Here is a 25385-nt window from a genome sequence, read left to right on the forward strand (position 1 = left end):
AGGGTATATCCAAACTTTATACTATTAGTAATTATTGAGGTTAATGAAAATGTTCTCTAAGTAAGCTATATGCAAAAAAGCTACGACAGCGATTCAAATGGAATTCCCAAAAATTCGTGTTGGCTGTTCTGATACCTTGCCAAAATAAATACCAGCAATTGTCAAATATTACTAATGGTGTGGAATGCAGGAAAGTCTTTATTCGGGGGACGCTACATTATTGAAGGCCAATTAGGTGAAGGCGGAATTGGCATTACTTATCTTGCCAGAAATCAACGAAATCAACAGCGAGTGATTAAAACCCTCAAAGAAGAAATCCTGAATCACCCCGCCTGGATACTCCACCGAAACAAGTTACGGCAAGACTTTCGTGATGAAGCAGTTCGGCTGGCTGTGTGCCACCATCCTCATATAGTACAGATAGAAACCATCTTTGATGAGGGGAATTTGCCCTGCATGGTGATGGATTACATCGAAGGGGAAGACTTAGCACAGCGCTTGAGGCGAATAGGGGTGCTATCAGAGGCAGAAGCACTACTGTACATCCGGCAAATTGGCGATGCTTTGACCCTAATCCATTCTAAAGGACTGTTGCATCGGGATCTCAAACCACGCAACATAATGATCCGCATTGATAAATTAGAAGCAGTGCTGATAGACTTTGGCATCGCTAGAGAATTTGTTCCTAATATGATCCAAAGGCATACAGTGTATCGTACTCCTGGTTTTGCCCCACCTGAACAGTATGAATCAGAAGCGCCGCGAGGAGAATACATTGATATTTACGCCCTAGCCGCTACTTTGTATAACTTGCTTACCGCAGTTGTACCAACTAGTGCAGATGATAGACGTCACAATATTAATTTAGAACCACCACAATATTTTAATCCCAACATCAGCAACAGGGTAAATCAGGCTATTATGTGCGGCATGGATCTGGAGTCAACGTATCGTCCCCAGTCTGTGCAGGAGTGGTTAGATTTATTGGGCCCTGATACTGGGGAAGATATAACTAAAATATCATCTACTCTAGTGATAACACCTAGAGTGAAATTAACTATACCTGTACCTGTTGTATTAGATCGGCAGAACTGGCAATGTATACAGACCCTCAAAGGTCATTCTAGTATGGTTCATGCGATCGCCATTAGCCCAGACGGACAATTTATTGCTAGTGGCAGTAATGACAAGACCATCAAACTTTGGCAAGTCGGTACTGGTAAGTTAGTGCGTCAACTGGGTCGTTGGTCTTCTAGTCATTCCAGTATGGTTCATTCCGTCGCCTTTAGCCCAATCTCTTCAAACCTTTCTTATCAAGGCGAATCCGGCAAATCTGCGGGAGTTGCAGACCTGAACCGAGGAATCTTAGCTAGCGGGAGTTGGGATAATACAATCAAATTGTGGGATGTCAAGACGGGTAAAGAAATTCGCACTCTCACTGGTCATGCTAATTGGGTGAATTCCGTTACTTTTAGTCCAGATGGCAAGTTTCTAGCTAGTGGCAGTGCTGACTGCACAATTAAACTGTGGCAGGTACACACAGGCATAGAAATCCAAACTTTCACAGGTCATTCCGACCCAGTTTCGTCAGTTGCTTACTCTCCAAGAACGCTTGCAACCAATAGCCAGGATAGACAACTAGTGGCTAGTGGCAGTAATGATTACACCATTAAACTGTGGCAAATATACACAGGTAGAAACATTTACACACTCACAGGCCATTCTTTCTTTGTCAACTGTATCGCCTTCAGCAAAAATGGGGAAATTATCGCTAGTGGCAGTGGTGACAACACGATTAAACTGTGGCATGTAAATACAGGCAGAGAAATTCGTACTCTCACAGGTCATTCTGATTCAGTTTGGTCAGTCGCCTTTAGTCAGGATGGACAATTTCTCGCTAGTGGCAGTTGGGACAACACTATCAAACTGTGGCACATACACAGTGGTACAGAAATCAGTACACTTACAGGGCATTCCAACTATGTTAGATGCGTTGCCTTTAGTCCCGATGGCCAAACCCTAGTTAGCGGTAGTGATGACGACACTATTAAAATTTGGCGAAGGGGGTAGTAAATAATTCGTAATTTTTCTATAAATCTACAGATAGAACTGCGATCGCCCCAAATTTGTGACAATAATGACGGCAACCGTTATTTTTGAACAAAAATAAATTATATGGGCTTTGGTATTGGTGATTTATTCTGGATTTTCCTCCTTCTGACTTCTTTGCAACCCCTTTGGCAAAAACGTCAAATAGAATATCGGCGCTTGCGTGCTTTACAACAATTCCAGCAGGAACGCAAAAGTCGGGTGATTTTGCTGATTCACCGTCAAGAGTCCATTAGCTTTTTGGGAATTCCCCTATCTCGCTACATTACTATTGAAGACTCAGAACAAATATTGCGAGCAATTCGCCTCACACCGCCAGATGTACCGATTGACTTAATTTTGCACACTCCTGGTGGTTTGGTTTTGGCTACAGAACAAATCGCCAGAGCATTAATTCGCCACCAAGCAAAAGTCACAGTCTTTGTACCCCACTATGCTATGAGTGGCGGTACAATGCTTGCGATCGCCTCTGATGAAATTATTATGGATGCTAACGCTGTCTTAGGGCCAGTTGATCCCCAACTGGGTAATTACCCCGCAGCCAGTATCCTGAAAGTGGTTGAAGATAAACCCATCAGTGAGATTGATGACCAAACTCTAATTATGGCCGATTTATCACGCAAAGCAATTCAGCAGGTACAGCGATTTGTACGAACTTTGCTAAAAGACAGTATACCTAAACAAAAAGTTCTGCCAGAAAATATTGAACCGATTATCGAAGCCTTGACAACTGGGCGCGTCACCCACGACTATCCCATCACTATTGAAGAAGCAACAGAAATGGGGCTGCCCGTAACCGTCGGACTGCCCCATTCTATTTATGATCTCATGGATCTGTACCCACAGCCACAAGGAGGACGACCCAGCGTGCAGTACATTCCTATGCCTTACAACGATCTCCGTCCAATTCTACCTACACCCAAGGGCAGACCCTTAGAAGAACCAAATCAGATGACCTGAGGGGCTAGTTTTGGGGTAAGAGTTTTTTATGGGGGCTAGGGTGTAGCTGTTGGTGTAGCTGTTGGTGTAGCTGTTGGTGTAGCTGTTGGTGTAGCTGTTGGTGTAGCTGTTGGTGTCGCTGTCGGTGTAGCTGTTGGTGTCGCTGTCGGTGTAGCTGTTGGTGTCGCTGTCGGTGTCGCTGTTGGTGTCGCTGTTGGTGTCGCTGTTGGTGTCGCTGTTGGTGTCGCTGTTGGTTTAGCTGTTGGTTTAGCTGTTGGTTTAGTTGTTGGTTTAGTTGTCGGCTGGCTGAAGAGTGTCTTTGCTTCTTCATTCAGCTTTTGGCGGAGTGCTAAATTAGCAATTCCAGTTTCTTGCAACTGATATTTCTTCTGATACTCCTTCACCACTTCTTCCGTGCGGGAACCATAAAAATGATCGCGCGGCAAGGGAGGATTTGGTTTTACCACTGCATTCAAATTTCTGTGCAGAATTTGAACGATGTTAGCAGCAAAATCTTGGGTTTTTGGCCCTGCAATGCCATCAACTGGTTTTAGCTTATAACCAGTCTGAAATTCTCGAATTGCCTTTTTAGTTTCCTCATCCGTCAAAGCAGTATTTGTTACCTTGACGTTATAGCCTAATCCCCGCAATACCTCACGGAATTGCTGGGGCGTATAACTTTTTTGAGGGGCTGCAAAACCTGTGTCTGCAATTACCAAACTAGCAGTCATCAGGCAAGTAACAGCAAAGGTTGCGCTTGATTTTCCAAACCCACACCACATACTTCAAAACTCCTTTGGGTTAAATCAGCAGGATTGTAAACGTTAACAGCTGCATTTTAAGTTTGTTTAATAACTTTTTTCACGATTATTTAATGAATTTTGAACAAATTGTGATTTTTTTTTGTTAAATTTAACTCCGTAATTAAAAAATAATTTATGTCATCTATCAAAAGAAGCATCTTGTATTGGTAGAGGTACAGCAGCGATCTGATCATTTGAATCGAATACACCTTTTCAACACTAAGTTGCTGTGTAATCCACATCTGAGCATTTGTGTCAACTTAAAATAAAAGGTAGTCTGTGTCTCTTTACCTGTGGCTATGCTGCAATCAAGAGTATTTCTAGCCTATGGTTGGAAAAAAGGTTTTAAAGGGGTTTTGGTTTGGGCTGAAGTTGACGCCCATGACAGATGTCCCCTTCTATTGAGGTCTACTCGACTAGAAAGGGGCGAAAATTAATAAATGAAAGAGTTTATATTTTAAATACCCAAACAGGTATTATATATTACAAAAAAATGAAAAATGTAAAATCTTCTAAGCAGCGTAATCTTTGGTTTGAAAGATTTATGGCAATTACTGCCACCGTAAATTTAAGTTTAGTGTTGTTTGATTTAAGTTACGTACCTTGGCGAGATTTCTACTTGCGAAAACTTCCCCAAATTACTAAGATTTATGACCCGATAAAAGGTATTGAAGCCCATCGAGACACAGAAAACTATCTGAAAACAGTAGACGCATTAGAAGAAGAAGTTAGACAAACAGGGTTACAGTCGCCTCAAGTAAATGGCAAATTAATACAAATAAGTCGTCTTAGTAGCGAGATGATTGACAGTAACCCGTTTGCGGGAGCTAATAAGAGTGGGACGCTGGAAAAAATCAAACAAAGGATGCGATCGCACATCCGCAAAGAATCTGCAAAACAGTCCTTCGCTACTTTTTGGAGTCAGCCGCACTTATCACAAAATGGCTGGCTTGAAGAAATTAATTTTTTTAACAAGAGCATCCGCCCTTTGATCGCCAGTAACTACTACCGCCAAATCGGGGAAAATGGCGATTTTATTGATAAATTCTGGCTTATTGACTTACCCTTTGTAATTTTATTTGGCGTAGAATTGCTGGGGCGTACCTTCTTGCTCAAACGCCAACATCCTGGTTTTAGCTGGTTAGAAGCACTATTGTGGCGTTGGTACGATTTATTTTTACTACTGCCATTTTGGCGAGGGTTGCGAATCATACCTGTATTAATTCGCCTCGATCAAGCGCAGTTATTCAATCTGCATCCAGTGCGAAAGCAAATTAATCAGGGGATTGTCGCCAATTTTGCCGAAGAACTCACAGAAATTGTCGTGGTGAGGGTGATTAATCAGGTTCAGGGTTCAATTCAGCGGGGTGAGTTAACAAGCTGGCTCTCCCAACAAGAAAATTTACGTCCCTACATAGATATTAATAATGTGAATGAAGTAGAAGCGATCGCAGGTCTTTTAATAAAAACAATTGTCTACCAAGTGCTACCTGATATCCAACCTGCGATCGTTGCCATTCTGCGCCACAACATCGAAACCGTCTTCCATCAAGTCCCCGTCTACCGCAACCTCCAGAATCTCCCTGGCGTGGGACAGGCTCAAACCCAATTAAGCGAACAACTGGCGACTCAAATCACAACTAATCTTTATAAAACTTTAATTAGCGCTGTTGAAGACCCTGTAGGAGCAAAACTCACCAGTCAACTAATAGAAAGCTTCACCAAGGTATTGGGATCTCAAATCAAGGAAAAACATGTACTCTCAGAAATTCAGAGTTTACTTTTTGACTTCTTAGAGGAAATCAAACTCAACTACGTCCAGCGTTTATCCCAAGAAGACATAGACCAAATTATCGAGCAAACCCGGCAGCTACGAACACAAGTATCAGTTCCCGTGGTAGTGGATAAAGGCACTATTCTCCCAAAAATACGGGAAGGGTAGGGAGAGCAGAGGAGCAAGGGAGACAAGGTGACAAGGGGGTAAACAAAACTCTTAACTTCTAACTCCTAACTCTTAACTCCTAATGCCCAATTCCCAATACACGACTATAAAAGAAATGCGCTAAACTCGAATTAGGCGAATCATTATTTGGTTCGTCACAAGACTTCTTGGAAGATATACCTATCGCAGGAAGTGGGTCGATGCCCACTTTTTTTATTGAATTCTCTCATGGCTCATCCTTTAGTTCCACAAATTATTGATTTGGCGACACCAGTGGCAGAAGAACTGGGTTTGGAAGTGGTTGGCGTGGTTTTTCACACCAACCAAAGTCCACCAGTGTTGCGGGTAGACATTCGCAATCCTGAGCAAGACACTGGATTGAACGATTGTGAGAGGATGAGCCGTGCTTTAGAAGCCTCCTTAGATGCTGCGGAAATCGTTCCAGATACATACGTCTTGGAAGTGTCTAGTCCTGGTATTTCGCGGCAACTGGTAACAGACAGGGAGTTTATTTCCTTTAAAGGATTTCCTGTCATTATCTCCACAACGCCCCCCTACGACGGACAACAAGAGTGGATTGGTCTGTTGATTCGTCGGGATGAGACAGCACTTTACTTAAACCAAAAAGGTCGTGTAGTCGAAATTCCCCGCTCCCTAATTACTAAGGTGCAGTTAGAGGAGCGCCGATAAACAAAGGGCTATGGCTCAAGAGTTAGAGACTAGAGCACCTTAGCTCAAGGCTAAAGATTAGGAACTAAGGGCTAAAGGTTAGAGGCTAGAGGTTAGAGATTAGTTTAAAGCTATTCTCTAATCCCTGGCTCTAGTGCGTAGTTTTCAGTCCCTAGTCTCTAGTCCCCACTCAGTAGAGGCGCGATTAATCGCATCTCTCTCCACTCCCTAATTTTTAAAGGAGATTGCTTATGTCAATGGTTACTTTACCTGGATTAAAAGAATTAATTGAAAGTATAAGTCGCGAACGGAATTTACCCCGGCTTGCAGTTCAATCAGCTATTAGAGAAGCACTACTCAAAGGCTATGAACGCTATCGCCGCGCCCAAAATTTAGAGCGCAAACAGTTTGACGAAGATTATTTTGAAAATTTTGAAGTAGAACTCGATATTGAAGGAGAAGGATTTCGCGTTCTTTCCACCAAAACCATTGTTGAAGAAGTAGATAATACAGACCATCAAATTTCCCTAGACGAAGTTCAACAAGTCGCTCCCGAAGCGCAGTTAGGCGACTCTGTAGTGCTGGATGTTACCCCCGACCAAGGAGAATTTGGTCGGATGGCGGCGATGCAAACTAAGCAAGTATTGGCGCAAAAATTACGGGATCAACAGCGCCAGATGGTGCAAGAAGAGTTCCAAGATTTAGAAGGAACTGTTCTCCAAGCAAGAGTCCTGCGGTTTGAGCGGCAATCAGTGGTTTTGGCAGTTAGCAGCGGCTTTGGTCAGCCAGAAGTAGAAGCCGAATTACCGAAGCGGGAACAGCTGCCCAACGATAATTATCGGGCAAATGCCACCTTCAAGGTATATCTGAAAAAAGTTTCCCAAGGTCAGCAACGAGGGCCACAGTTGCTTGTGTCTCGTGCTGATGCTGGTTTGGTAGTTTATCTTTTCGCCAATGAAGTCCCAGAAATTGAAGATGAAGTTGTACGGATTGTTGCCGTAGCTAGGGAGGCAAANCCCCCTTCCCGTTATGTCGGCCCTCGGACTAAAATAGCAGTAGATACTCTCGATCGCGATGTAGACCCAGTAGGCGCTTGTATTGGAGCCAGGGGATCGCGAATTCAAGTGGTAGTCAACGAATTACGTGGTGAAAAAATAGATGTAATTCGCTGGTCGCCAGACCCAGCAACATACATTGCTAATGCCTTAAGTCCAGCACGGGTGGATGAAGTACGCCTAATGGACCCAGAATCGAGGCAAACTCACGTACTTGTAGCTGAAGATCAATTGAGTTTGGCCATTGGTAAGGAAGGGCAAAACGTCCGTTTGGCAGCCCGTCTGACTGGTTGGAAAATAGACATTAAAGACAAAGCTAAGTATGACTATGCAGCAGAGGATACTAAGTTTGCAGCCGTCAGAACAAAATATCAATCAGAGCAATCAGAAGAAGACGATCTTGAATATGAAGAAGAATTCGAGGATGAAAATCAGAACGAATTAGAAGAGGAGGATAGTTTTGACAATAACGATGATGAATAATTGATTAATTTTGTAAAGTTTTGATACTGTAGATTGTAGTCTCAGTCTTAAGGATAATTTTCTCAAAAGCTATTTGGTATAAGTAAAAAATAGTAATAATAAACTTCTTTTTACACCCAAAATCCTGGACTGAGATCGCAAAGAACCGATGAAACCAAATTATCGGCGCTGTATTAGTTGCCGTAAAGTAGGCTCAAAAGATGAGTTTTGGCGGATTGTCCGCGTCTTTCCCGATGGAAAGGTACAATTGGATCAGGGCATGGGGCGTTCTGCCTATATTTGTCCAGAAACGAGTTGCTTACAAGCGGCTCAAAAAAAAAATCGACTAGGGCGATCGCTACATGCATCAGTGCCAGAAGCACTGTACCAAAGCTTGTCGCAACGTCTAGCCCCCAGTAATACCCAAAACCAAATTTAGTTGGAACAACTTTGTGACGTAATCATTAGAGAAATTGTGTCGAAAGCCGAAGTCGCGCTTTCATCACACCCTCTGTTGATCGTTAAGGTTAGTGCCAAAATAGTAAATGGGTGTAAAACGCATTCGGCTCTCCAATAGCGAGGGGCGAGGCAACATTCCCAGAACAAGATGTAATCGATTGTGTTGTGGAAGACTCAGAATCAACAAAACAAGAAACTACAAAATGGCAACCTGGTAGCGCTCAGGCGCAGTTCGGCGTCAAGGGTTCCTATAAAAATCTTTTATTTAAGAAATTTTTATGGGTATCCCTCAACCATCATTCCTGGTGGGGATGCCATTATTAAACCGAAACATCTCTCTTTCCTGATTGGAGGCACCTAAGCAAAAACTGAACGGCAGTCTAAAAACAGTAATCCAAGGATGGAGATGTCGCAAACCAGGCAACCATCCGCTAAAACTGTAAATTAAAGGGGAAGAGTGGATGACCAACGGCAAAGTTAGAATTTATGAATTATCAAAGGAATTGAATTTGGATAACAAAGAGCTACTAGCAATTTGCGACCAGCTCGATATTGCGGTCAAAAGCCATAGCAGCACGATTTCCGAATCCGAGGCAGAAAACATCCGGGCGGCAGCAGAAAAGCTTGCAACTACGAGTGTGTCTGCCAAAAAGGAACTAGGTACAACCAGCCATAAGCCAAATTCACCACCCAACGGCGGACGTAACCGACCTGCTGCACCCCACAAACAGCAAATTTTGGAAATACGCAAACCCAAAATATTGAGAAATACTACTCCCAACGCCCCAGAGGCGTCACTTGCTAACAATACCCAAGCTGCCTTGTCTGAAGCTAATCCTCCCTCTCCTCCACGGCCTTTCGCTACACCAGTCTCACCCCTGAAACCGGCAGCACCAACTCGACCTGTGCCCCGGACTCAATCTGAGACTCAAGAGCAACCTCCGATCGCTGACTTGGAACAAACGCCTAATCCAAATCCGGCGCCGGAAAAAATAGCATCCCCAAAACCGGAAAAAACAGTTTCACCGAGACCGAAATCGGAAAAACCAATCAAACCGCAACTAGTTGCTCCTCCAGCCAGACCGAGCGCGGAAGAAGCACAGGTGGTGGCAGATGAACAGCCAGTATCTCAGGCAGATAAACCGATCCTCAAACGCGACCAACGGCTACGTCCCGCGGAAGGCGATCGCGAACAAATTAAGCCAAGAGTCGCTAAACTGCCAACCGACCAGTCCGCACCAGGTGCGCCACAAAGGATAAGTCGTCCTACCCCTGCACCCAGCAGACCAGAGCAGAGAGGCAATAGACCATCTGCACCATCACAACTAGGAGAGGGACAAAGACCCAGACCTGCACGTCCAGGTGAAGCAGTAGCAGCCGCAATGCCGATCGCTACTCCACCCAGACAGATGTCAGGCATAGCGGGCAAATCTCAAGGATTGGGTGATGAACCAGTCACACCGGATCTCCTCGATTTGAAACGCCCAAGTCCGCCTCGCCCGACCAAAGGCGGCAAAAAGTGGGTAGAAGAGGAAATCATTGACGAAGTTAAAGAGAAGGCGAAAGCTGGCGTCAAAGGCAAGCGGATCAAACCCATCCTTGATGATGAGTTTGAAGAAGATTTGCTGGATGATGACGATATAGATTCACCAGCCACAGTCCAAGTCAGCCTTTCCATCGCTCGTCCTCCGAAACCGAAAGCGACTCGACCTGTACAGATGCCAGGTGCAACCCTTGCTAGCGCCCCAACTGCAAGAGGGAGAAAATCTGGTTCTAGGTCTGGTTCCAAGTCTTCGGGTCGCGACCATCACCAAAACCGTCGCCAAGAAGCTGAGACAAAGCGCGATCGCCCCGAAAAAGTGACGATCACAGGGCCGTTGACTGTGCAAGAACTGTCTGACGTATTAGGCGTTGCCGATACAGAGATTGTCAAAATCCTGTTCCTTAAAGGTATGGCGGTGAGTATCACTCAAAATCTAGATATTCCCACAATTACCCTGGTAGGAAAAGAACTAGAAATAGAAGTCGAAACCGTCGAACGAGAAGCAGAAGCTCGCAAAATCACGGAAATGGTCGGTGCAGAAGACCTAGAATATCTCCACCGCCGTCCGCCAGTCGTGACAATTATGGGTCACGTAGACCACGGTAAAACAACTCTGCTCGACTCAATCCGCAAAACCAAAGTGGCTGCTGGCGAAGCTGGCGGTATCACTCAACACATTGGTGCATACCATGTAGATTTGGAGCATGAGGGCAAACCTCAGCAGATAGTCTTCCTGGATACTCCTGGTCACGAAGCCTTTACAGCTATGCGGGCACGAGGAGCGCGGGTAACAGACATTGCGGTGTTAGTAGTGGCTGCTGATGATGGTGTCCGTCCTCAAACCATTGAAGCCATTAGTCACGCCCAAGCTGCGGGAGTGCCAATTGTTGTGGCAATCAACAAAATTGACAAAGAAGGGGCACAGCCAGAGCGGGTTAAACAAGAACTGACCCAGTATGGTCTGACATCAGAAGACTGGGGCGGTGAGACAATCATGGTTCCCGTGAGCGCCATTAGAGGTGAAAATCTGGATACGCTCTTAGAGATGATTCTGTTGGTAGCAGAGGTTGCAGAACTATCTGCCAACCCAGATCGTACCGCCAAAGGAACTGTCATTGAAGCACATCTGGATAAAGCCAAGGGAGCAGTTGCTACCCTACTAATTCAGAATGGCACTCTGCATGTGGGAGATATTTTGGTAGCTGGCTCGGCCTTTGGTAAAGTCCGAGCGATGGTGGATGACAGAAGTAAGAGAGTCGATATTGCTTCTCCTTCCTTTGCTGTCGAGGTGTTGGGTTTAAGTGATGTGCCAGCAGTCGGTGACGAGTTCGAGGTCTTCCAGAACGAAAAAGAAGCCAGAGCACTCGCTAGCGATCGCGCAGATAGACAACGCCTATCCCGCCTCTTACAGGGACGTGTTACCCTCACAACCCTGTCGGCTCAAGCACAAGAAGGCGAGTTGAAAGAACTCAACTTGATCTTGAAAGGAGACGTACAAGGTTCGGTGGAAGCCATTGTGGGAGCGCTCAAGCAAATCCCGCAAAACGAAGTCCAAATTCGGATGCTGTTGGCTACGGCTGGGGAAATCACCGAGACAGATATCGACTTAGCAGCTGCCAGTAACGCTGTAATTATCGGCTTCAATACCACCTTTGCCAGTGGTGCTAGACAAGCCGCCGATGAAGCGGGTGTCGATGTCCGGGAATATAACGTCATCTACAAACTCCTAGAAGATATCCAAGATGCCTTGGAAGGTCTTTTGGAACCAGAGTTAGTGGAAGAACCTTTGGGTCAAACCGAAGTCCGTGCCGTCTTCCCAGTCGGTCGTGGTGCGGTTGCTGGTTGCTACGTTCAATCTGGCAAGCTAGTTCGCAACTGCAAAGTCAGAGTGCGACGCGGTGGTAAGGTGATCTTTGAAGGTGTCCTTGACTCCCTAAAACGGATGAAAGAAGATGCCCGTGAGGTCAACGCTAGCTATGAATGCGGTGTCGGTATGGATAAATTCAATGATTGGGTTGAAGGTGACATCATCGAATCCTATCAGATGGTTACGAAACGCCGCACTCTCACCTTAACGAGATAGTGTTAAGGGTAAAATGGTTAGACGTTAGGAGTAATAAATTAGGAGTTAGGAGTTAAAGGCTGCTAATTCTTAACTCCTAACTCTTAACTCATAACTTTTTATTATGCATTCATTTCGCTCTGAACCTATTTTGTGGATTCACGTCGCTGGGTTGGCGACGTTGCCTGTTTTTTTAGTACTCTGCTTATTGTTCCTGTCTGTAGGCGAACCGTTTTTGCCAGTCTGGGTGGAGCTAGTCTTAGTTGCCTCTATTGGTGTTCTACCCCTGCTATGGATGCAGTTGCGTCGCCCCTTTTATATATTTGCTCTTTTAGGAATAGCCCTAAAGCCAGAAAATCTGACTGAACGGCAGCGAAAAATTCTCTGTTTAATTAATACAAAGTTAAATCGTATCCTGGCATTAGTTGCAGCAGTATTATCAGTTTGGGTACTGTGGAATCTTTACCAAATTGCCCCATTAGTAGCAAATTCAGCTAAATTTCTCCCACAATGGCGTAGCCTTGCACTAGTGCTTGCGGGATTAGCCTTTTTGGGCAGCAATCTATTTTTACAAATCCCTGTGAGTGTAATGCGAGTTTTGGTGATTAATGAGACAGAATTCGCTGGCATCGAGCCATTATCTTTAGAAAAGATTAAGCAAGATTTCACCATTTTAGGAGTCCGGGTTAATCAAATCGTGCCCCGATTATTGCAATCCTTGTTTAGGATAAATACAGATTCGTAGTAGCCCATAAAGTATATTATTTAACTTTCAAGGGCTAGAGAGAAGAGCAGTGGAGGCAGGGGGCAGCACTTCTCTACGAGAGGCTGCGCTCAGTGACCAAAGGAGCAGAGAAGAATAAATAACCAATGCCCAATGCCTAACGTCCAGTTACCGTTGAAGTTTAAAATAAAGGAATTAAGGAACTATGGCTCAAATTCCAGCTTCTAGCGATCGCCAATTTTCTGCCGATACTGAAATTTGGTATAGTCTCAAATGTGCGATCTCCACTAGTTCAGGTTTTCAACGTTGGCAAATAGAACGCGATGCTCAATTGCATGGAATTCGCTTGGAACAGCAGGTACAACGGTATTTACGAGAAACTTTAGAAACTTTAGCTTACTAAACACCTAATAAATCTTGTAGGTTTGTTTGTAAGCGGCGGAGTTGACGGTATACACTCTCCAAGCGATTGCCATCAACTTCCACTTCATTGGTAGGATAATTCTTAATAATTTCAATCAGCGAGACTTGCCTGTCTTGACTAGCAGAAAGTACCAAAGCGGCTCGTAAAGCCTGCCGATCTGCTCTCCGAGACGGTGTATAAATAACTGGACTAATTTGATCAAAAATAATATTACCAATCTGGCTATTTAGACACTCTATGTAAAAATATAGTGTTTAACTTTACTGGCTTTGTTAAATACTGGCGAATCGCCTCATCCCCATAGTGGCCATACGAAAATTTTCTAACTAACACAATATTAGGACTTACGCAAAAAACCTCTTTAAATCTTATTACTCTGCGTCCTCTGTGGTTTGATTTCCCATGACTGTGCGTAAGTCCTAAATATAAGCAATGTATAAGTTCTGTGATCTATCTAAGGAATTTAGCTGAATCAGTGCTAATCATCCAGTATAGTTTGCATGGGTTTTACAGCAGCTACAAAGCTGCTACCTTTAACCTTGTTCGACATACCGTAATTAAGCACATCACAGACTCAAAAAATGAAATATCGGGGTTATCACATTTCTCTAGCGAAAAATTTTCGCCTTCTTTCTAGCAGTCATCTCAGATATACTTTGCGCGTAGGAGCCGGACTCACGGCAATGCTCGTTGTATCTAGTGGTTCACTACTACTACCTGGTCAGGTTAATGCTGGTGCAACTTACCCAGAAAGTATCGCCCCAACTCGCACAGCGCAAGCTCCAGCAACTGCCGCAGCAATTTACGTTAATCCAGCAACTGGTGCAGATAGGGCTGGTGCTGGTGCAACCTCAGCTGCACCCTACAAAAGCATAAGTTTCGCTCTCAGTCAAGCCCAAGCAGGTGCTGTTATTCAATTAGCACCTGGTAACTATAACCAAGAAAGTGGTGAAACCTTCCCGCTTTTACTTAAGCCAGGGGTGACACTGCGGGGTGATGAAGCTACAAAAGGTCAGGCAATATTGATTACAGGTGGAGGCTTCTACACTAGTCGCACCTTTGCCCAACAGAACATTACAATCCTTGCCGGACAAGATACCACGATTACTGGTGTCACCGTCACCAACACAAATAGCCGGGGTACGGGTGTGTGGGTGGAGTCAACCAATCCGATTATCCAAAACAGTACTTTTACTAACAGTGCCAGAGAGGGTGTTTTTGTCACAGGTACAGGCAATCCCAAAGTCGAAGGCAATCTCTTTGTGCAAAACAAAGGCAATGGGATTTCAATTGCTAAGACTGCCCAAGGAGAAATTCGGAGTAACTTATTTCAGGATACTGGTTTTGGTCTTGCGATCGGTGGCACTTCCACACCTCTAATTGTAGAAAACCAAATTATCGAAAACCAAGACGGTCTTTTTATCTCAGAGTCAGCGAAGCCCGTATTGCGTAAGAATGTCATTCAAAATAATAAGCGGGATGGAGTTGTAGCAACTGTTAGTGCTTTACCCGACCTTGGCACTAACGAAAATCCTGGTGGCAATCTTATTCGCAACAACACTCGTTATGATGTGAACAACGCCACCAAAACAGGTAAGATTGTCGCTGTTGGCAACGATATCGATCAGAAAAAGATTTTTGGCTCAGTAGATTTTGTTGCCGCCAGTGTTGATGTACCCCCTGGAGGGCCTGTTGCCTTTAAAGATGTGCCAGCAAATTACTGGGCAAAAACCTACATCGAAGCTTTAGCCTCCCAAAATATTATTGCGGGCTTTCCTGATGGTAGCTTTAAACCAAATGAACCTGTAACCCGCGCTCAATTCGCCACTATTGTTACTAAAGCTTTAACGCCAGCAGCCAAACGCCCAGCCATTCAGTTTAAGGATGTAGCAAGCAATTTCTGGGCTTACGCTGCCATTCAATCTGCTTACCAGAGTCAATTTGTTTCTGGTTATCCCGATGGCACTTTTAAGCCACAGCAGCAAATTCCCAGAGTGCAAGCGTTAGTCGCTTTAGCTAATGGCTTGGGCTTAACTGCAAGTAATCAAAATATCCTTTCTTTTTACACCGATGCAGCCCAGATTCCTAATTATGCGATCGCTCCTGTTGCTGCTGCAACTGCACGGCAACTAGTAATCAACTATCCCACAGTGAAGCAACTCAATCCTAATCGTCAGGCAACCAGAGCTGAGGTTGCTGCCTTTGTCTACCAGGCACTTGTTAATGCTGGACGTGCCCAACCAATTCCTTCATCCTATTTGGTAACAGTTCAGTAAATACCTAGTTAGCAAATTGGAAGCGCCAGACTGATAATTTGTTAGTCTGGCGCTTCCAATTAATGTTGAGTTTTTTTATTCTAGGGTTTTTAAACATAAAAATTGGGGTCTTTAAATATAGCTAACCCCATTTAAATGTGATTGGGTTTATGGTCAGGGTCTTTATATTGGCTGACCCCGTTTCAATGATTTCTATTTTCTCAGAAATTTTTGCTTTTTAAGATTTCCTAATAATTTTTTTATTTTTTCTTTCTTGATATTTTAATCTTCATAAAAGCATTAATAAATTTGAAGAATATAAAGATATATCAAAAGAAAGTAGTCAAAAATTAACTAGCTAAAATTTCTCCCTTCAGGAATTAGGATTTTTACCTGATTGGGGGCGTTGTTGCCGACGCTGTTCCCAGCGCCAAAGGAAAACCATTAAGGCAACTATTCCTACTTGGAGAGCTAAACTTGGCAAAGCACTCTCAACATTTCGTCCGGCAAGCACTTGGAAGAAAAAGACGAATGCACCTAGTGAACCAGAAGCACCGAAAGCAATGTAGAAAAATTGTCGTAAGCCCCGATAAGGAGCGGCTATTTCTGCTTTGAGGCTGGCATACTGTTCAGAATTAAGGCGATTTTTAGGATTTTGATCTACCATGATGAAATCATGTTATACTCTTAGATTGTGTACGCCGATGTGGCTCAGTGGTAGAGCAAGCTTGATTCGTAATCAGCAGGCCGTGGGTTCAAATCCCATCATCGGCTTTAATGAAAGTATTGCTCAATAGTCAAGTTTGACACAAATCATGTACAGTGACTAATTATCTATGATCGGTGGCACATTGATGTCGTTGTGACAAATTATTGTCATCAAACCTAGATTATTACTGATGATGGTGATTATGTGACAGTGCGAGGAATTCAAGTATTTACTACTAATTCGGGAGCGATCGCATCCTTGACATAAAAAAATGTTGGCGACAAAAAGATCCCCGACTTTTCTAAAAAGTCGGGGATCTGGTTTCTTGTTTAAGTAGGTGTGGATTATTGCAGCAGAGGAGTTGTGCCATTACCGTTAGTTGAGGCATTCGCAATTGCAGCTTGAGTAGGTTGAGTAGTAAGAACCGCTACAAGTGGAGTAACTTTTGAACTAGATTGTCTACTTCGTTTTCGATTAGAGCCGCCAGCCTTGGAATACTCCATACTGTTTTTGCCGTAGACAGTTGCAACTCCACTTAGCATTCGTTCAGACATTTCGGAGAGAGCTTTATCCATCTGGGTTACTGTTTTACGCGATTCTTCCAGATTGGAAACCAGCGTATTATTAGCTTCTACCATCGCACGGGTAGTATTGATTAGGTGGTTGTAAGCTTCAATGGTTAACCCATGTCCTAAATCCAGATTTTCATCAATAGATTTAAGCAAGGCGAGACGAAGTTGGGCTTTTTCAATAGCAGCAGAACCGCGAGTTTTTAAAGACATAACACATCCTTTTTTAATAATTCCTTTTTCAACATAGTGGAGTATGCTTTTGCCTGAGATGGGTAGTTTTGTGGATTTCTCTCATTAAAAGTTCAACAAAATAATTACGAGTTTGCCTGTGTTTTTACTCATTTTTCATATCGATTTGTTGTTTGAGAATAAGTAAAATCAGCAACAGTAATCGCAAAATCAATAAATGCATACTCCGAAATAGCAAATGCATACTCCGAAATAGCAATTGCATACTCCGAAATGGCAATTGCATACCCCGAAATAGCAATTGCGTACTCCGAAATAGCAATTGCGTACTCCGAAATAGCAATTGCGTACTCCGAAATAGCAATTGCGTACTCCGAAATAGCAAATGCGATCGCCAAATCTATAAATGCGTTGGCGTAGACTACCGCAGGCATCACAAAATCATTGCGCCTACGTTATCGCTCAACCCAACCTACACAAAAATCAGGTTATCTCTAACACCGAGCGTATTGGGATATTATGCAGGATAATAGAGATGGTTCAATTAGCGTGTCTAAATTTTCATGCAGTTTGAGTGGGATGAGGCGGAAAATTTAGAGAATCTTCGCAAACATGAGATTGATTTTGCCGATGTTCCTGAGATGTTTGAAAGTCCAATGCTAATTGAGTTAGATGATCGTTTTGATTACGGAGAAAACCGTTGGTTCGGTATAGGTTTCCTCGGCAACGGTGTAGCCGTTGTAGTTTGGACAGAACGCAAAAATAATGTGATTCTGATCATTTCAGCACGAAGGGCAAATCGGTATGAGCGACAAAAACTTGAGAAATACCTCTCGTACTAACTGGACAGCATTGGAGTCAATGAACGATGAAGAAATTGACTACTCTGATATTCCACCATTGACAGAAGATTTTTTTCAGAAAGCTACTCTCCGAGTTCCCGCACCTCAAGCACAGCAATTGGTACAGATTGAGCCAGATATACTAGAGTGGTTTCAAGCTCAAAGCGGAGAATATAAAACCTTAATCAACTCTGTTTTACGTCGTTACATCAAAAACTGCGACGAACACAGAGCAGTGTAACAATTTAAAATTCAATATTACACCGGAACTTCCCCCTCGATTAGATGACAATTTATATTGGGTGGGTGTTGCTTAATGTTTCCTCAAAAGCTTCTTAGCAAAACGCGATCGCATCTTTTGGAAATCAAGCGATCGCAAAATCAGTATATTGTCTGTTCACAAGTAAAAAATACTCATCCACGAGGTTGTTTCATTGTCAGAAACACATCATTTGTGATGAAATTCTACACTTTTCTGGAATTTAGCGTGTTGGTGTCGAATTTATCTCATGATAAAGTTGCATCTCACACCATTACTCATGAACGAACAGCGTCAGCAAGCCTATTTCAACCTCATTCAACGTCTGTTGAATTGCCGTACTAACGATGAAGTCCAAAAAATTTTGGCAGCAAACCAAGAATTAGTAGATATTGGCTTCTTGCAGACAATAGAAGCAGTAGCACAGATGTTTTCACAGCAAGGGGATGAGACGACAGCGAATTGGTTACAAGGTTTGGCAATGCAACTAGGGGAAACGTTGAATCTAGATAATCAAGTAGATTTGCAATCTCTCAACGAGGAGCAGATACAGACATATTACCAATTCTTGATGCAGGTAATACAAGTAACCGCAGACAGTAGGGGTAATTCCCAGGTAGTTTACTCCTTGCTGGCAAAGAATACAGACAAACTCGATGAGGTGTTAGCAGAAATATTGCACCGTTGGGGGATAAATAGACTTGGGGAAGCGAAAGCAGATGAGGCAGAATACGTAGCACAAGTTATTGCCACATTTAGCAATCTAATTCAGGAATTCCCCTTGGGTAGCAAAGCCAGCAACATGGAAATTGCCATCACTGGTTATACTACTACTTTGACTGTTAGAACCCGCGAAGCTTTTCCTATTGATTGGGCTAGAACACAAAATAATCTCGGTAATGCCTACCTTTATAGGATCATGGGAGAGAAAGCAGAAAATATCGAAAAAGCAATCGCTGCTTTTAATGACGCTTTGACTGTCTACACCCACGAAGCTTTTCCCCAACAATGGGCAATGACGCAAAATAATCTCGGTAATGCCTACCTTTATAGGATCATGGGAGAGAAAGCAGAAAATATCGAAAAAGCAATCGCTGTTTTTACTGACGCTTTGACTGTCTACACCCACGAAGCTTTTCCTAGTTATTGGGCTGCAACCCAAAATAATCTCGGTATTGCCTACGGTAATAGAATCTGGGGAGAGAAGGTAGAAAATATCGAAAATTCCATTGCTGCTTTTACTACTGCTTTAACTGTCAGAACCAGCAAAGCTTTTCCTACTGATTGGGCTGCAACCCAAAATAATCTCGGTATTGCCTACAGGGATAGAATCTGGGGAGAGAAGGCAAAAAATATCGAAAATTCCATTGCTGCTTTTACTGCTGCTTTAACTGTCAGAACCAGCAAAGCTTTTCCTACTGATTGGGCTGCAACCCAAAATAATCTTGGAAATTCCTACCTTTATAGGATCATGGGAGAGAAAGCAGAAAATATCGAAAATTCCATTGCTGCTTTTACTGCTGCTTTAACTGTCAGAACCAGCGAAGCTTTTCCTACTGATTGGGCGATGACGCAAATTAATCTCGGTGTTGCCTACCTTAATAGAATTGTGGGAGAGAATGCAGAAAATGTCGAGAAAGCGATCGCAGCTTTTACTGCTGCTTTAACTGTCAGAACCCGCGAAGCTTTTCCCGAAGATTGGGCTAAAGCGCAAAATAATCTCGGTATTGTCTACCGTGATAGAGTCGTGGCAGAGAAAGCAGAAAATGTCGAGAAAGCGATCGCAGCTTTTACTGCTGCTTTAACTGTCAGAACCCGCGAAGCTTTTCCCGTTGATTGGGCAGGTACGCAAAATAATCTCGGTCTTACCTACAGTAATAGAATTGTAGGAGAGAAAGCAGAAAATATCGAAAATTCCATCACTGCTTATACTGCTGCTTTAACTGTCTTCACTCGCGAAGCTTTTCCTATTGATTGGGCAATGACGCAAAATATTCTCGGTGCTGCCTACAAGGATAGAATTGTGGGAGAGAAGGCAGAAAATATCAAAAAAGCTTACACCATCTTTGAATCTGCAATAGAAACAATTGAATCTTTGCGGAGTGAAATTCTTTCTGGTGATGAGACAAAACGTAAACACGCAGAAGAATGGAACAAGCTTTATAGCAGCATGGTAGAAGTTTGCCTGGAATTAAGTAACATCACAGAAGCAATTGAATATGTTGAACGTAGTAAAACTCGTAATTTAGTTGAACAAATCCTGGAACGTGACTCTAAAAACATCTTCCCCCCAGATGTTGTGACTCAACTAGAAAAATACAGATATGAAATAGCCACAGGACAAGATCAAATCCAAAATGGCAAAGCTGAAAATCCCAAAGTCCTTGCACAACATCTCCAACAGTTGCGAAACCAGCGTAATGAATTGCAAAACAAATACTTACTCGTTGGTTATAGTTTCAAATTCGACTCATTCCAAGGTTCTTTGGATGAGGATACAGCCATTATCGAGTGGTATATTCTCAACGATAAAATTCTGGTGTTTATTGTCACAAAACAAGGAGAGGTAACTGTTTGCCCATCCCAACCAGAAGACCGAGAAGCTTTGGAAAATTGGGTAAATCAATATTTGCAGAATTACTACAATCAAAAAGACCAATGGCTAAATAACTTAGAGGAAAAACTTAAACAATTAGCTTCGATTCTGCACATTGATGAAATATTAACCCAGATACCAAAGCACTGCGATAAACTCATCCTAATTCCCCATCAATTCCTACACTTATTCCCCCTTCATGCAATTCCAGTAAATCAAAATTCGGAAAATTCGTCTTGTCTTTTGGATTTATTTGCTGGTGGTGTGAGTTATGCACCCAGTTGTCAACTACTGCAACAGGTACAACAGCGCAAACGTCCTGATTTTCAATCTCTATTTGCAATTCAAAATCCTACAGAAAACCTGAGTTACACCAATTTGGAAGTAGAAAGCATATTATCTTACTTTCCCTCCCATCAAGTATTATCCAAAAATCAAGCCACAAAAGATGACTTATCCAAAGAAGCAACACAATTAAAAAAAGCAAATTATCTTCACTTTTCTTGTCACGGTTATTTCAATTTCAACTCTCCCCAAAATTCTTTTTTATTGTTAGCAAATGCCTACGTTTCCCCTATTCCTGATGATGCTAATCCAGAAAGATATCTCAAAGTTTCCGATACCAAAGCTATAGATTTAAGTAAATGTTTAACATTAGGTAATTTATTTGAACGAACCTTCGACTTTAGTCAAACTCGTCTCGTGGTTCTCTCAGCCTGCGAAACAGGTTTAATTGACTTCAATAATACCAGTGATGAATATATCGGCTTACCTAGTGGCTTTCTCTACGCAGGTAGTAGCAGTGTTGTAAGTAGTTTATGGACGGTAAACGATTTATCAACATCCTTTTTAATGATTAAGTTCATTCAAATTTTAAAAAATGCTACAGATATGTCAATACCACTTGCTATGAATCAAGCGCAGCGTTGGTTGCGGGATGCGACTAAAGAAGAATTGCAGGAATGGGTAAAAAAATTGGCGTTAGATAACACTAAGAAAGGAAAGATACGTCGTCAAATTAATAATATGACTGGAGAGCAACCATTTAACTCTCCTTTTCATTGGGCTGCATTTACTGCTGTTGGCAAATAGGAGAATAATAATGTCTGATTATGAAATAACTGTTAATATTTTTATCCATCTGCTGAAGACTCAATCTTCTCTATTTTCAGAGGATAGAATTACACTAATAAAATTGATTAATAACCAAACTGATGACATTAAATCTTTATCCGATGCTATCTCATATTGGCTTTCAGAACATCCTGAAGTAGAGAAAGCTTTAGCAGAATTTGAGGAAATAGGAACAAGAGCGCCAGGCGATAAGCAAGCAAATACAAATATTCCCAAATACGAACTTGATAAAAAGAATATACTTAATGAGATTCAACAAAGTTCGTCATCTGCTAAGGAGACAAAAAAACCGACTTAGGCTAAGAGGTTGTTTGAAAAGTGATATGTTGTAATTTTTATCAAATTATTATCCCCCTTAGTCCCCCCTTATAAAGGGGGGAAATAAGAAAATCCGGTTCCCTCCCCTTTGCAAGGGGAGGGTTAGGGTGGGGTAAAGTATCTGAACACCACGACATTTATCTTTATTTTAAAATGGATTATTTTTCAACAGGAAAAATAGCTTATCCCAAACTAACTCTTTATGCCTTTCATCTAAAGCATAGCTTATCGCAAAAACCTAAAACCCCTGTAAAAAATGCCAATGATTTATGGTTAAAATGCCAGCAGCTTGGTAAACAACTTGGTATTCCTAAACTAGAAACTTTACCTGAACTGATTGAAAAAGCAAATAATAAAAAAACTAGCATCACTGGAGAAATACTTCCCGAACGTTTCTTAAAATTTACCGCCATCCAACATCAACAAAATCTACACTTAAGCGGTGAAGCTAATCCCCTAGAAATTCACGATACCTACGCCCTTGATTTAACTTTACGTTATCCTGATCCAGAAGTAAAACTTGCTGATTTAAGACGGCTAAATCCAGATGATTGCTTACTGTCTAAAAATATCAAAGCTTCTCTAGGACAAACCCTAGTATTTCTTGCTCAACCTGTAGGAAAAATAGATGATGAACAAGCATTCGCTGATGCTTGTGTCAAAGCATTATTATCAGAAGAAACTTGCCAAGAACTAAAGATTTATCGTCAGCATCAAGGGCAATTATTAGGTAGTCCGATATTTGAATATAACAATGATGCTGATTTTCCTGAAACACAGTGTCATTTATTAATTTGGTTAAATACTCATTACCAAACTACAGAATTAGAAAACAAGGGAGAATATTATTATCCTTTAATTGACCTTCTTCTTTGTCGCAGTAAAATTATTTATGCTCGTTCTGAAGCTATATGGTGTTACGAACAAGCTAGAACGGCTTATTATAAGCTGGAAAAGTATAAACAAGAATTTCAAGAGCAAAAAAATAACTCTATAGATTCAAAATTTGGTAATTTAAATCAATGGCTACAGGAAATACCAGAAATTTCTTTTAATTATGTTGATTATTTAAGAGATTTAGAACTGCACAAAACTACAATTCAAACTAATAGTAAAAACTATCGTTTATATCTTGACAAGCTAAATAAAATAGGCATTGACTCAGATAATTTAGAATTTTTTTCCAACTTCCTAGAACTAGCTGAAGATACCTTTGTCGAACAAGTTAACACAAACTTAGCTTATCTTACCCCCGGTCAAAACCTCTTTGACCAGATGATTGGTACAATTCGCGGCATAGTAGAGTTAGAACAAGCCAAACGCGATCGCTCTTTAGAACGCACCATCCAAGTACTAGGTATAGCCCTTGGTGGCGGTGCAATAGTTTCTGGTATTGTCACCCAACACATAGATAAACCCTTTGCACCACAGATAAATTTCAAGTACCCAGTTCACCCTTTGGTGTCATCTTTACTTTGGAGTGTTTTAGCTACGGCGATCTTTGGGATATTAGCGTGGTGGTTTACTCAACCGAAACCAAAGAGAAATAAACAGAAGTAGGCATTAGAGCAAATTATCTGACTCACGTCACATCAATAGTAGGAATAATCTTGCTGTGCGATGTCTACGACGGGCTAGGCCTACGGACATTTTCTACAACCAGAAAAATTCACGCTATTTTGGGTTAATATGCGATCGCTCCTTCAAATCAAAGCCTCGAATTATCACTCAAACTCAGTTTCGCAGAAAGCTTTTAATAAATCGATACAATTAGCGATCGCTCGGTCTGGATTTTTCCCTGGAATCTTGGCAATAATGTTATCAGCGCGATGCCTACGGCGGCAAGCTACGCCCCAGACTTCTACACCCAGTGCGGCAAATCGTTGCATTAACAACTGGTTAATCTCGGTTTCTGCACCACTAGGAGAATGGTGCATAACTAATTCTTCAATAATTTGAAATAAGCGATCGCAATCTCACATCAATTAGTTTAGTTTTTAACTGTTATATGAGAAAATTGTCCATCTATAACCCGGACTGCTGACCTTTTTTGTTGACGCTTCAACACCCCTACCGCACCAAAAGCACTAAGGGCTAAAATCCCCAAGTTTATCGAAGGTTCAGGAACAGACTTAGCCTCAATCGCCGCCAGTGCAGCGTCCGCTACTAACTTATGAGCAGCAGTCGTTGGGTGGAAATCGTCCCAGAATAGAAACTTGTTGTTAACTGGGTTACATATATCTAGCCTAGATAGACAAGACTCGGTTACATTAGTAAAATCTAATGCACTGGCCTGATTAAATAAAGAAAAAGTATCAATAGAGATAATGTTGAGATTTGGGTTTTGACTCAAAGCGCTCACAGTTTTTGCTAAACCCAAGTTAAACTCATTAGTAGATTTGCTAAGGGTTGCAGGATTGCGATCGTCAATTGTAGCTGCTGGGATCTTTCCTAAATCTGACGAGTTAAACACTAAAATATTTTTCGCGCCGACTCCTACCAGAGTATTCAACGCCAGGGATATATTACTAATTGGCGTGGTAGAGTCTGCGGGGTTAAGAAAAAGGAAATCATTCCCACCTCCCCACAATGTATAAAGTGCATTTGGGTCAGCAGTTTGATTATTTGCTTGCAAAGTTCCAGCAAAACCAAGGACTTGTTGGAGTACTCCCGGTAAATTTGGATTAGGAACGACAGCGTTACCTGAACCAGAGCTAGCCCCACCGAAAGCGAAGTTTATCCCTTGGGTAGGAGGTGTGGAAGGAATAGTAGTTAATAAAGTAGGCTTTAAACCTAGCCGATCTCCGAGATAATCTACCCAGATAGGCCCATTGGAAAAACGTCCTTCAAAGTAAGGTGGGCTTAGAGGGAATGTTTTCCCAGTAGCATTATATATATTGCCTGTATCAGAAAGACTATCGCCAAATACATAAAGCCGATCAAAACTCACAGCTGAAGCTGTGGTCGGCAACATGAAAGAAAATAGAACAAATCCCGCTGCTACAGCTTGTTTTTTCATATTTGTTTTACCTGTGGTCTTTTTAACTTGTTAAAAGCAATGAAAGGGCGATAGTCTCACAACTTACTCTTTTGAGATACTTCAAAACTAAGTACGTCTATTGAGGTAATTTACGTTGTTTCACTTAACTATGCCTCAAAAATTTATGAAACACAGGTAAAAACGCTTAAAACACTGAGATTTACATTTTCTTGATGAAAAATAGGTGTATTACAAAGAAATAGCAAAATTTATATCCTAAAGGACGGAATTGCCTACTTTTATGCTGATGCTAGACTAACCGCAACTAAATTACGTAGAC

Annotated in this window: 22 protein-coding genes and 1 tRNA gene; 16 read left to right on the top strand and 7 right to left on the bottom strand. The window is 42.2% G+C overall.

Annotated features, from left to right (window positions below; genetic code table 11):
- Positions 1-174 precede the first annotated feature (174 nt).
- Both QUD05_RS15535 and QUD05_RS15540 read left to right on the top strand, forming a co-directional pair.
- Complete coding sequence (locus QUD05_RS15535; RefSeq protein ID WP_289796847.1) at positions 175-2070, top strand: serine/threonine-protein kinase; 1896 nt, start codon at positions 175-177, stop codon at positions 2068-2070.
- A gap of 105 nt (positions 2071-2175) precedes the next feature.
- Entirely contained in the window at positions 2176-3069 is an 894-nt protein-coding gene (locus tag QUD05_RS15540; RefSeq protein WP_289796848.1) for an SDH family Clp fold serine proteinase, read from the top strand.
- Between the two features lie 35 nt (positions 3070-3104).
- Here QUD05_RS15540 and QUD05_RS15545 read toward each other — a convergent pair whose 3' ends face one another.
- Complete coding sequence (locus QUD05_RS15545; RefSeq protein WP_289796849.1) at positions 3105-3830, bottom strand: peptidoglycan-binding domain-containing protein; 726 nt, start codon at positions 3828-3830, stop codon at positions 3105-3107.
- Positions 3831-4344: 514 nt separating this feature from the next.
- On the opposite strand from QUD05_RS15545, the gene QUD05_RS15550 reads away from it, so the two are divergent.
- The 7 genes from QUD05_RS15550 to QUD05_RS15580 all read left to right on the top strand — a co-directional run bounded on the left by QUD05_RS15550 (position 4345) and on the right by QUD05_RS15580 (position 13170).
- On the top strand, positions 4345-5793 hold the full coding sequence (locus QUD05_RS15550) for a hypothetical protein (protein WP_289796850.1): 1449 nt from the start codon (positions 4345-4347) through the stop codon (positions 5791-5793).
- Positions 5794-6021: 228 nt separating this feature from the next.
- Positions 6022-6483 (top strand): ribosome maturation factor RimP, encoded by a 462-nt coding sequence (gene rimP / locus QUD05_RS15555; protein WP_289796851.1) that lies wholly within the window; start codon positions 6022-6024, stop codon positions 6481-6483.
- Between the two features lie 230 nt (positions 6484-6713).
- On the top strand, positions 6714-8000 hold the full coding sequence (nusA, locus tag QUD05_RS15560; protein WP_289796852.1) for a transcription termination factor NusA: 1287 nt from the start codon (positions 6714-6716) through the stop codon (positions 7998-8000).
- Positions 8001-8148: 148 nt separating this feature from the next.
- Complete coding sequence (locus QUD05_RS15565) at positions 8149-8418, top strand: YlxR family protein (RefSeq protein WP_289796853.1); 270 nt, start codon at positions 8149-8151, stop codon at positions 8416-8418.
- Between the two features lie 481 nt (positions 8419-8899).
- Entirely contained in the window at positions 8900-12064 is a 3165-nt protein-coding gene (infB, locus tag QUD05_RS15570; protein WP_289796854.1) for a translation initiation factor IF-2, read from the top strand.
- A gap of 103 nt (positions 12065-12167) precedes the next feature.
- Positions 12168-12788: a low-complexity tail membrane protein gene (locus QUD05_RS15575; RefSeq protein ID WP_289796855.1), complete on the top strand. Its 621-nt coding sequence runs from the start codon at positions 12168-12170 to the stop codon at positions 12786-12788.
- A gap of 184 nt (positions 12789-12972) precedes the next feature.
- A complete protein-coding gene (locus tag QUD05_RS15580) occupies positions 12973-13170 on the top strand; it encodes a hypothetical protein (protein WP_289796856.1) in 198 nt (65 codons plus the stop codon).
- Here QUD05_RS15580 and QUD05_RS15585 read toward each other — a convergent pair.
- Complete coding sequence (locus QUD05_RS15585) at positions 13167-13430, bottom strand: alpha/beta hydrolase (protein WP_322637580.1); 264 nt, start codon at positions 13428-13430, stop codon at positions 13167-13169. The genes QUD05_RS15580 and QUD05_RS15585 overlap by 4 nt on opposite strands.
- 342 nt (positions 13431-13772) lie before the next feature.
- On the opposite strand from QUD05_RS15585, the gene QUD05_RS15590 reads away from it, so the two are divergent.
- Entirely contained in the window at positions 13773-15467 is a 1695-nt protein-coding gene (locus QUD05_RS15590) for a DUF1565 domain-containing protein (protein WP_289796857.1), read from the top strand.
- 352 nt (positions 15468-15819) lie between these two features.
- Here the strand turns inward: QUD05_RS15590 and QUD05_RS15595 are convergent, their stop codons facing one another.
- Complete coding sequence (locus tag QUD05_RS15595; protein WP_289796858.1) at positions 15820-16113, bottom strand: DUF3493 domain-containing protein; 294 nt, start codon at positions 16111-16113, stop codon at positions 15820-15822.
- A gap of 33 nt (positions 16114-16146) precedes the next feature.
- Here QUD05_RS15595 and QUD05_RS15600 point away from each other — a divergent pair.
- Positions 16147-16220, top strand: a tRNA-Thr gene (locus tag QUD05_RS15600).
- 279 nt (positions 16221-16499) lie between these two features.
- On the opposite strand, the gene QUD05_RS15605 is transcribed toward QUD05_RS15600, so the two are convergent.
- Together QUD05_RS15605 and QUD05_RS15610 are read right to left on the bottom strand one after the other, a co-directional pair.
- Positions 16500-16937 carry a hypothetical protein gene (locus QUD05_RS15605; protein ID WP_289796860.1) on the bottom strand — a complete coding sequence of 146 codons (438 nt, stop codon included), beginning with the start codon at positions 16935-16937 and terminating at the stop codon, positions 16500-16502.
- A 128-nt stretch (positions 16938-17065) separates the two neighbouring features.
- Complete coding sequence (locus QUD05_RS15610; protein WP_289796861.1) at positions 17066-17353, bottom strand: hypothetical protein; 288 nt, start codon at positions 17351-17353, stop codon at positions 17066-17068.
- Positions 17354-17479: 126 nt separating this feature from the next.
- On the opposite strand from QUD05_RS15610, the gene QUD05_RS15615 reads away from it, so the two are divergent.
- The 5 genes from QUD05_RS15615 (at position 17480) to QUD05_RS15635 (ending at position 23625) form a co-directional block, all read left to right on the top strand.
- Positions 17480-17758: a BrnT family toxin gene (locus QUD05_RS15615; RefSeq protein WP_289796862.1), complete on the top strand. Its 279-nt coding sequence runs from the start codon at positions 17480-17482 to the stop codon at positions 17756-17758.
- Positions 17759-17777: 19 nt separating this feature from the next.
- Positions 17778-17999: a BrnA antitoxin family protein gene (locus QUD05_RS15620; protein ID WP_196512378.1), complete on the top strand. Its 222-nt coding sequence runs from the start codon at positions 17778-17780 to the stop codon at positions 17997-17999.
- Positions 18000-18267: 268 nt separating this feature from the next.
- Positions 18268-21705, top strand: coding sequence for a CHAT domain-containing protein (locus QUD05_RS15625; RefSeq protein WP_289796863.1), 3438 nt, complete (start codon positions 18268-18270; stop codon positions 21703-21705).
- Positions 21706-21715: 10 nt separating this feature from the next.
- On the top strand, positions 21716-22045 hold the full coding sequence (locus QUD05_RS15630; protein WP_289796864.1) for a hypothetical protein: 330 nt from the start codon (positions 21716-21718) through the stop codon (positions 22043-22045).
- Between the two features lie 173 nt (positions 22046-22218).
- Positions 22219-23625, top strand: coding sequence for a hypothetical protein (locus QUD05_RS15635; protein ID WP_289796865.1), 1407 nt, complete (start codon positions 22219-22221; stop codon positions 23623-23625).
- A gap of 164 nt (positions 23626-23789) precedes the next feature.
- On the opposite strand, the gene QUD05_RS15640 is transcribed toward QUD05_RS15635, so the two are convergent.
- The gene (locus QUD05_RS15640) at positions 23790-24002 is read right to left on the bottom strand and encodes a hypothetical protein (RefSeq protein ID WP_289800147.1); all 213 of its coding nucleotides are present in this window, start codon (positions 24000-24002) and stop codon (positions 23790-23792) included.
- A 53-nt stretch (positions 24003-24055) separates the two neighbouring features.
- Positions 24056-25084, bottom strand: a complete 1029-nt coding sequence (locus QUD05_RS15645) for an SGNH/GDSL hydrolase family protein (protein ID WP_289796866.1) — start codon at positions 25082-25084, stop codon at positions 24056-24058.
- Positions 25085-25385 lie beyond the last annotated feature (301 nt).

It is taken from the genome of Nostoc sp. GT001 (assembly GCF_030382115.1).
GTDB lineage: Bacteria > Cyanobacteriota > Cyanobacteriia > Cyanobacteriales > Nostocaceae > Nostoc.

Excerpts from the sequence above, each read along its gene's own strand:
- QUD05_RS15595 (WP_289796858.1), bottom strand. The coding sequence starts at position 16,113 with ATGGTAGATCAAAATCCTAAAAATCGCCTTAATTCTGAACAGTATGCC.
- QUD05_RS15645 (WP_289796866.1), bottom strand. The coding sequence starts at position 25,084 with ATGAAAAAACAAGCTGTAGCAGCGGGATTTGTTCTATTTTCTTTCATG.
- QUD05_RS15615 (WP_289796862.1), top strand. The coding sequence starts at position 17,480 with ATGCAGTTTGAGTGGGATGAGGCGGAAAATTTAGAGAATCTTCGCAAA.
- infB (WP_289796854.1), top strand. The coding sequence starts at position 8,900 with ATGACCAACGGCAAAGTTAGAATTTATGAATTATCAAAGGAATTGAAT.
- QUD05_RS15550 (WP_289796850.1), top strand. The coding sequence starts at position 4,345 with ATGAAAAATGTAAAATCTTCTAAGCAGCGTAATCTTTGGTTTGAAAGA.
- QUD05_RS15565 (WP_289796853.1), top strand. The coding sequence starts at position 8,149 with ATGAAACCAAATTATCGGCGCTGTATTAGTTGCCGTAAAGTAGGCTCA.
- rimP (WP_289796851.1), top strand. The coding sequence starts at position 6,022 with ATGGCTCATCCTTTAGTTCCACAAATTATTGATTTGGCGACACCAGTG.
- QUD05_RS15580 (WP_289796856.1), top strand. The coding sequence starts at position 12,973 with ATGGCTCAAATTCCAGCTTCTAGCGATCGCCAATTTTCTGCCGATACT.
- QUD05_RS15605 (WP_289796860.1), bottom strand. The coding sequence starts at position 16,937 with ATGTCTTTAAAAACTCGCGGTTCTGCTGCTATTGAAAAAGCCCAACTT.
- QUD05_RS15545 (WP_289796849.1), bottom strand. The coding sequence starts at position 3,830 with ATGTGGTGTGGGTTTGGAAAATCAAGCGCAACCTTTGCTGTTACTTGC.
- QUD05_RS15540 (WP_289796848.1), top strand. The coding sequence starts at position 2,176 with ATGGGCTTTGGTATTGGTGATTTATTCTGGATTTTCCTCCTTCTGACT.
- QUD05_RS15620 (WP_196512378.1), top strand. The coding sequence starts at position 17,778 with ATGAACGATGAAGAAATTGACTACTCTGATATTCCACCATTGACAGAA.
- QUD05_RS15625 (WP_289796863.1), top strand. The coding sequence starts at position 18,268 with ATGATAAAGTTGCATCTCACACCATTACTCATGAACGAACAGCGTCAG.
- QUD05_RS15630 (WP_289796864.1), top strand. The coding sequence starts at position 21,716 with ATGTCTGATTATGAAATAACTGTTAATATTTTTATCCATCTGCTGAAG.
- QUD05_RS15635 (WP_289796865.1), top strand. The coding sequence starts at position 22,219 with ATGGATTATTTTTCAACAGGAAAAATAGCTTATCCCAAACTAACTCTT.
- QUD05_RS15640 (WP_289800147.1), bottom strand. The coding sequence starts at position 24,002 with ATGCACCATTCTCCTAGTGGTGCAGAAACCGAGATTAACCAGTTGTTA.
- QUD05_RS15535 (WP_289796847.1), top strand. The coding sequence starts at position 175 with ATGGTGTGGAATGCAGGAAAGTCTTTATTCGGGGGACGCTACATTATT.
- QUD05_RS15575 (WP_289796855.1), top strand. The coding sequence starts at position 12,168 with ATGCATTCATTTCGCTCTGAACCTATTTTGTGGATTCACGTCGCTGGG.
- QUD05_RS15590 (WP_289796857.1), top strand. The coding sequence starts at position 13,773 with ATGAAATATCGGGGTTATCACATTTCTCTAGCGAAAAATTTTCGCCTT.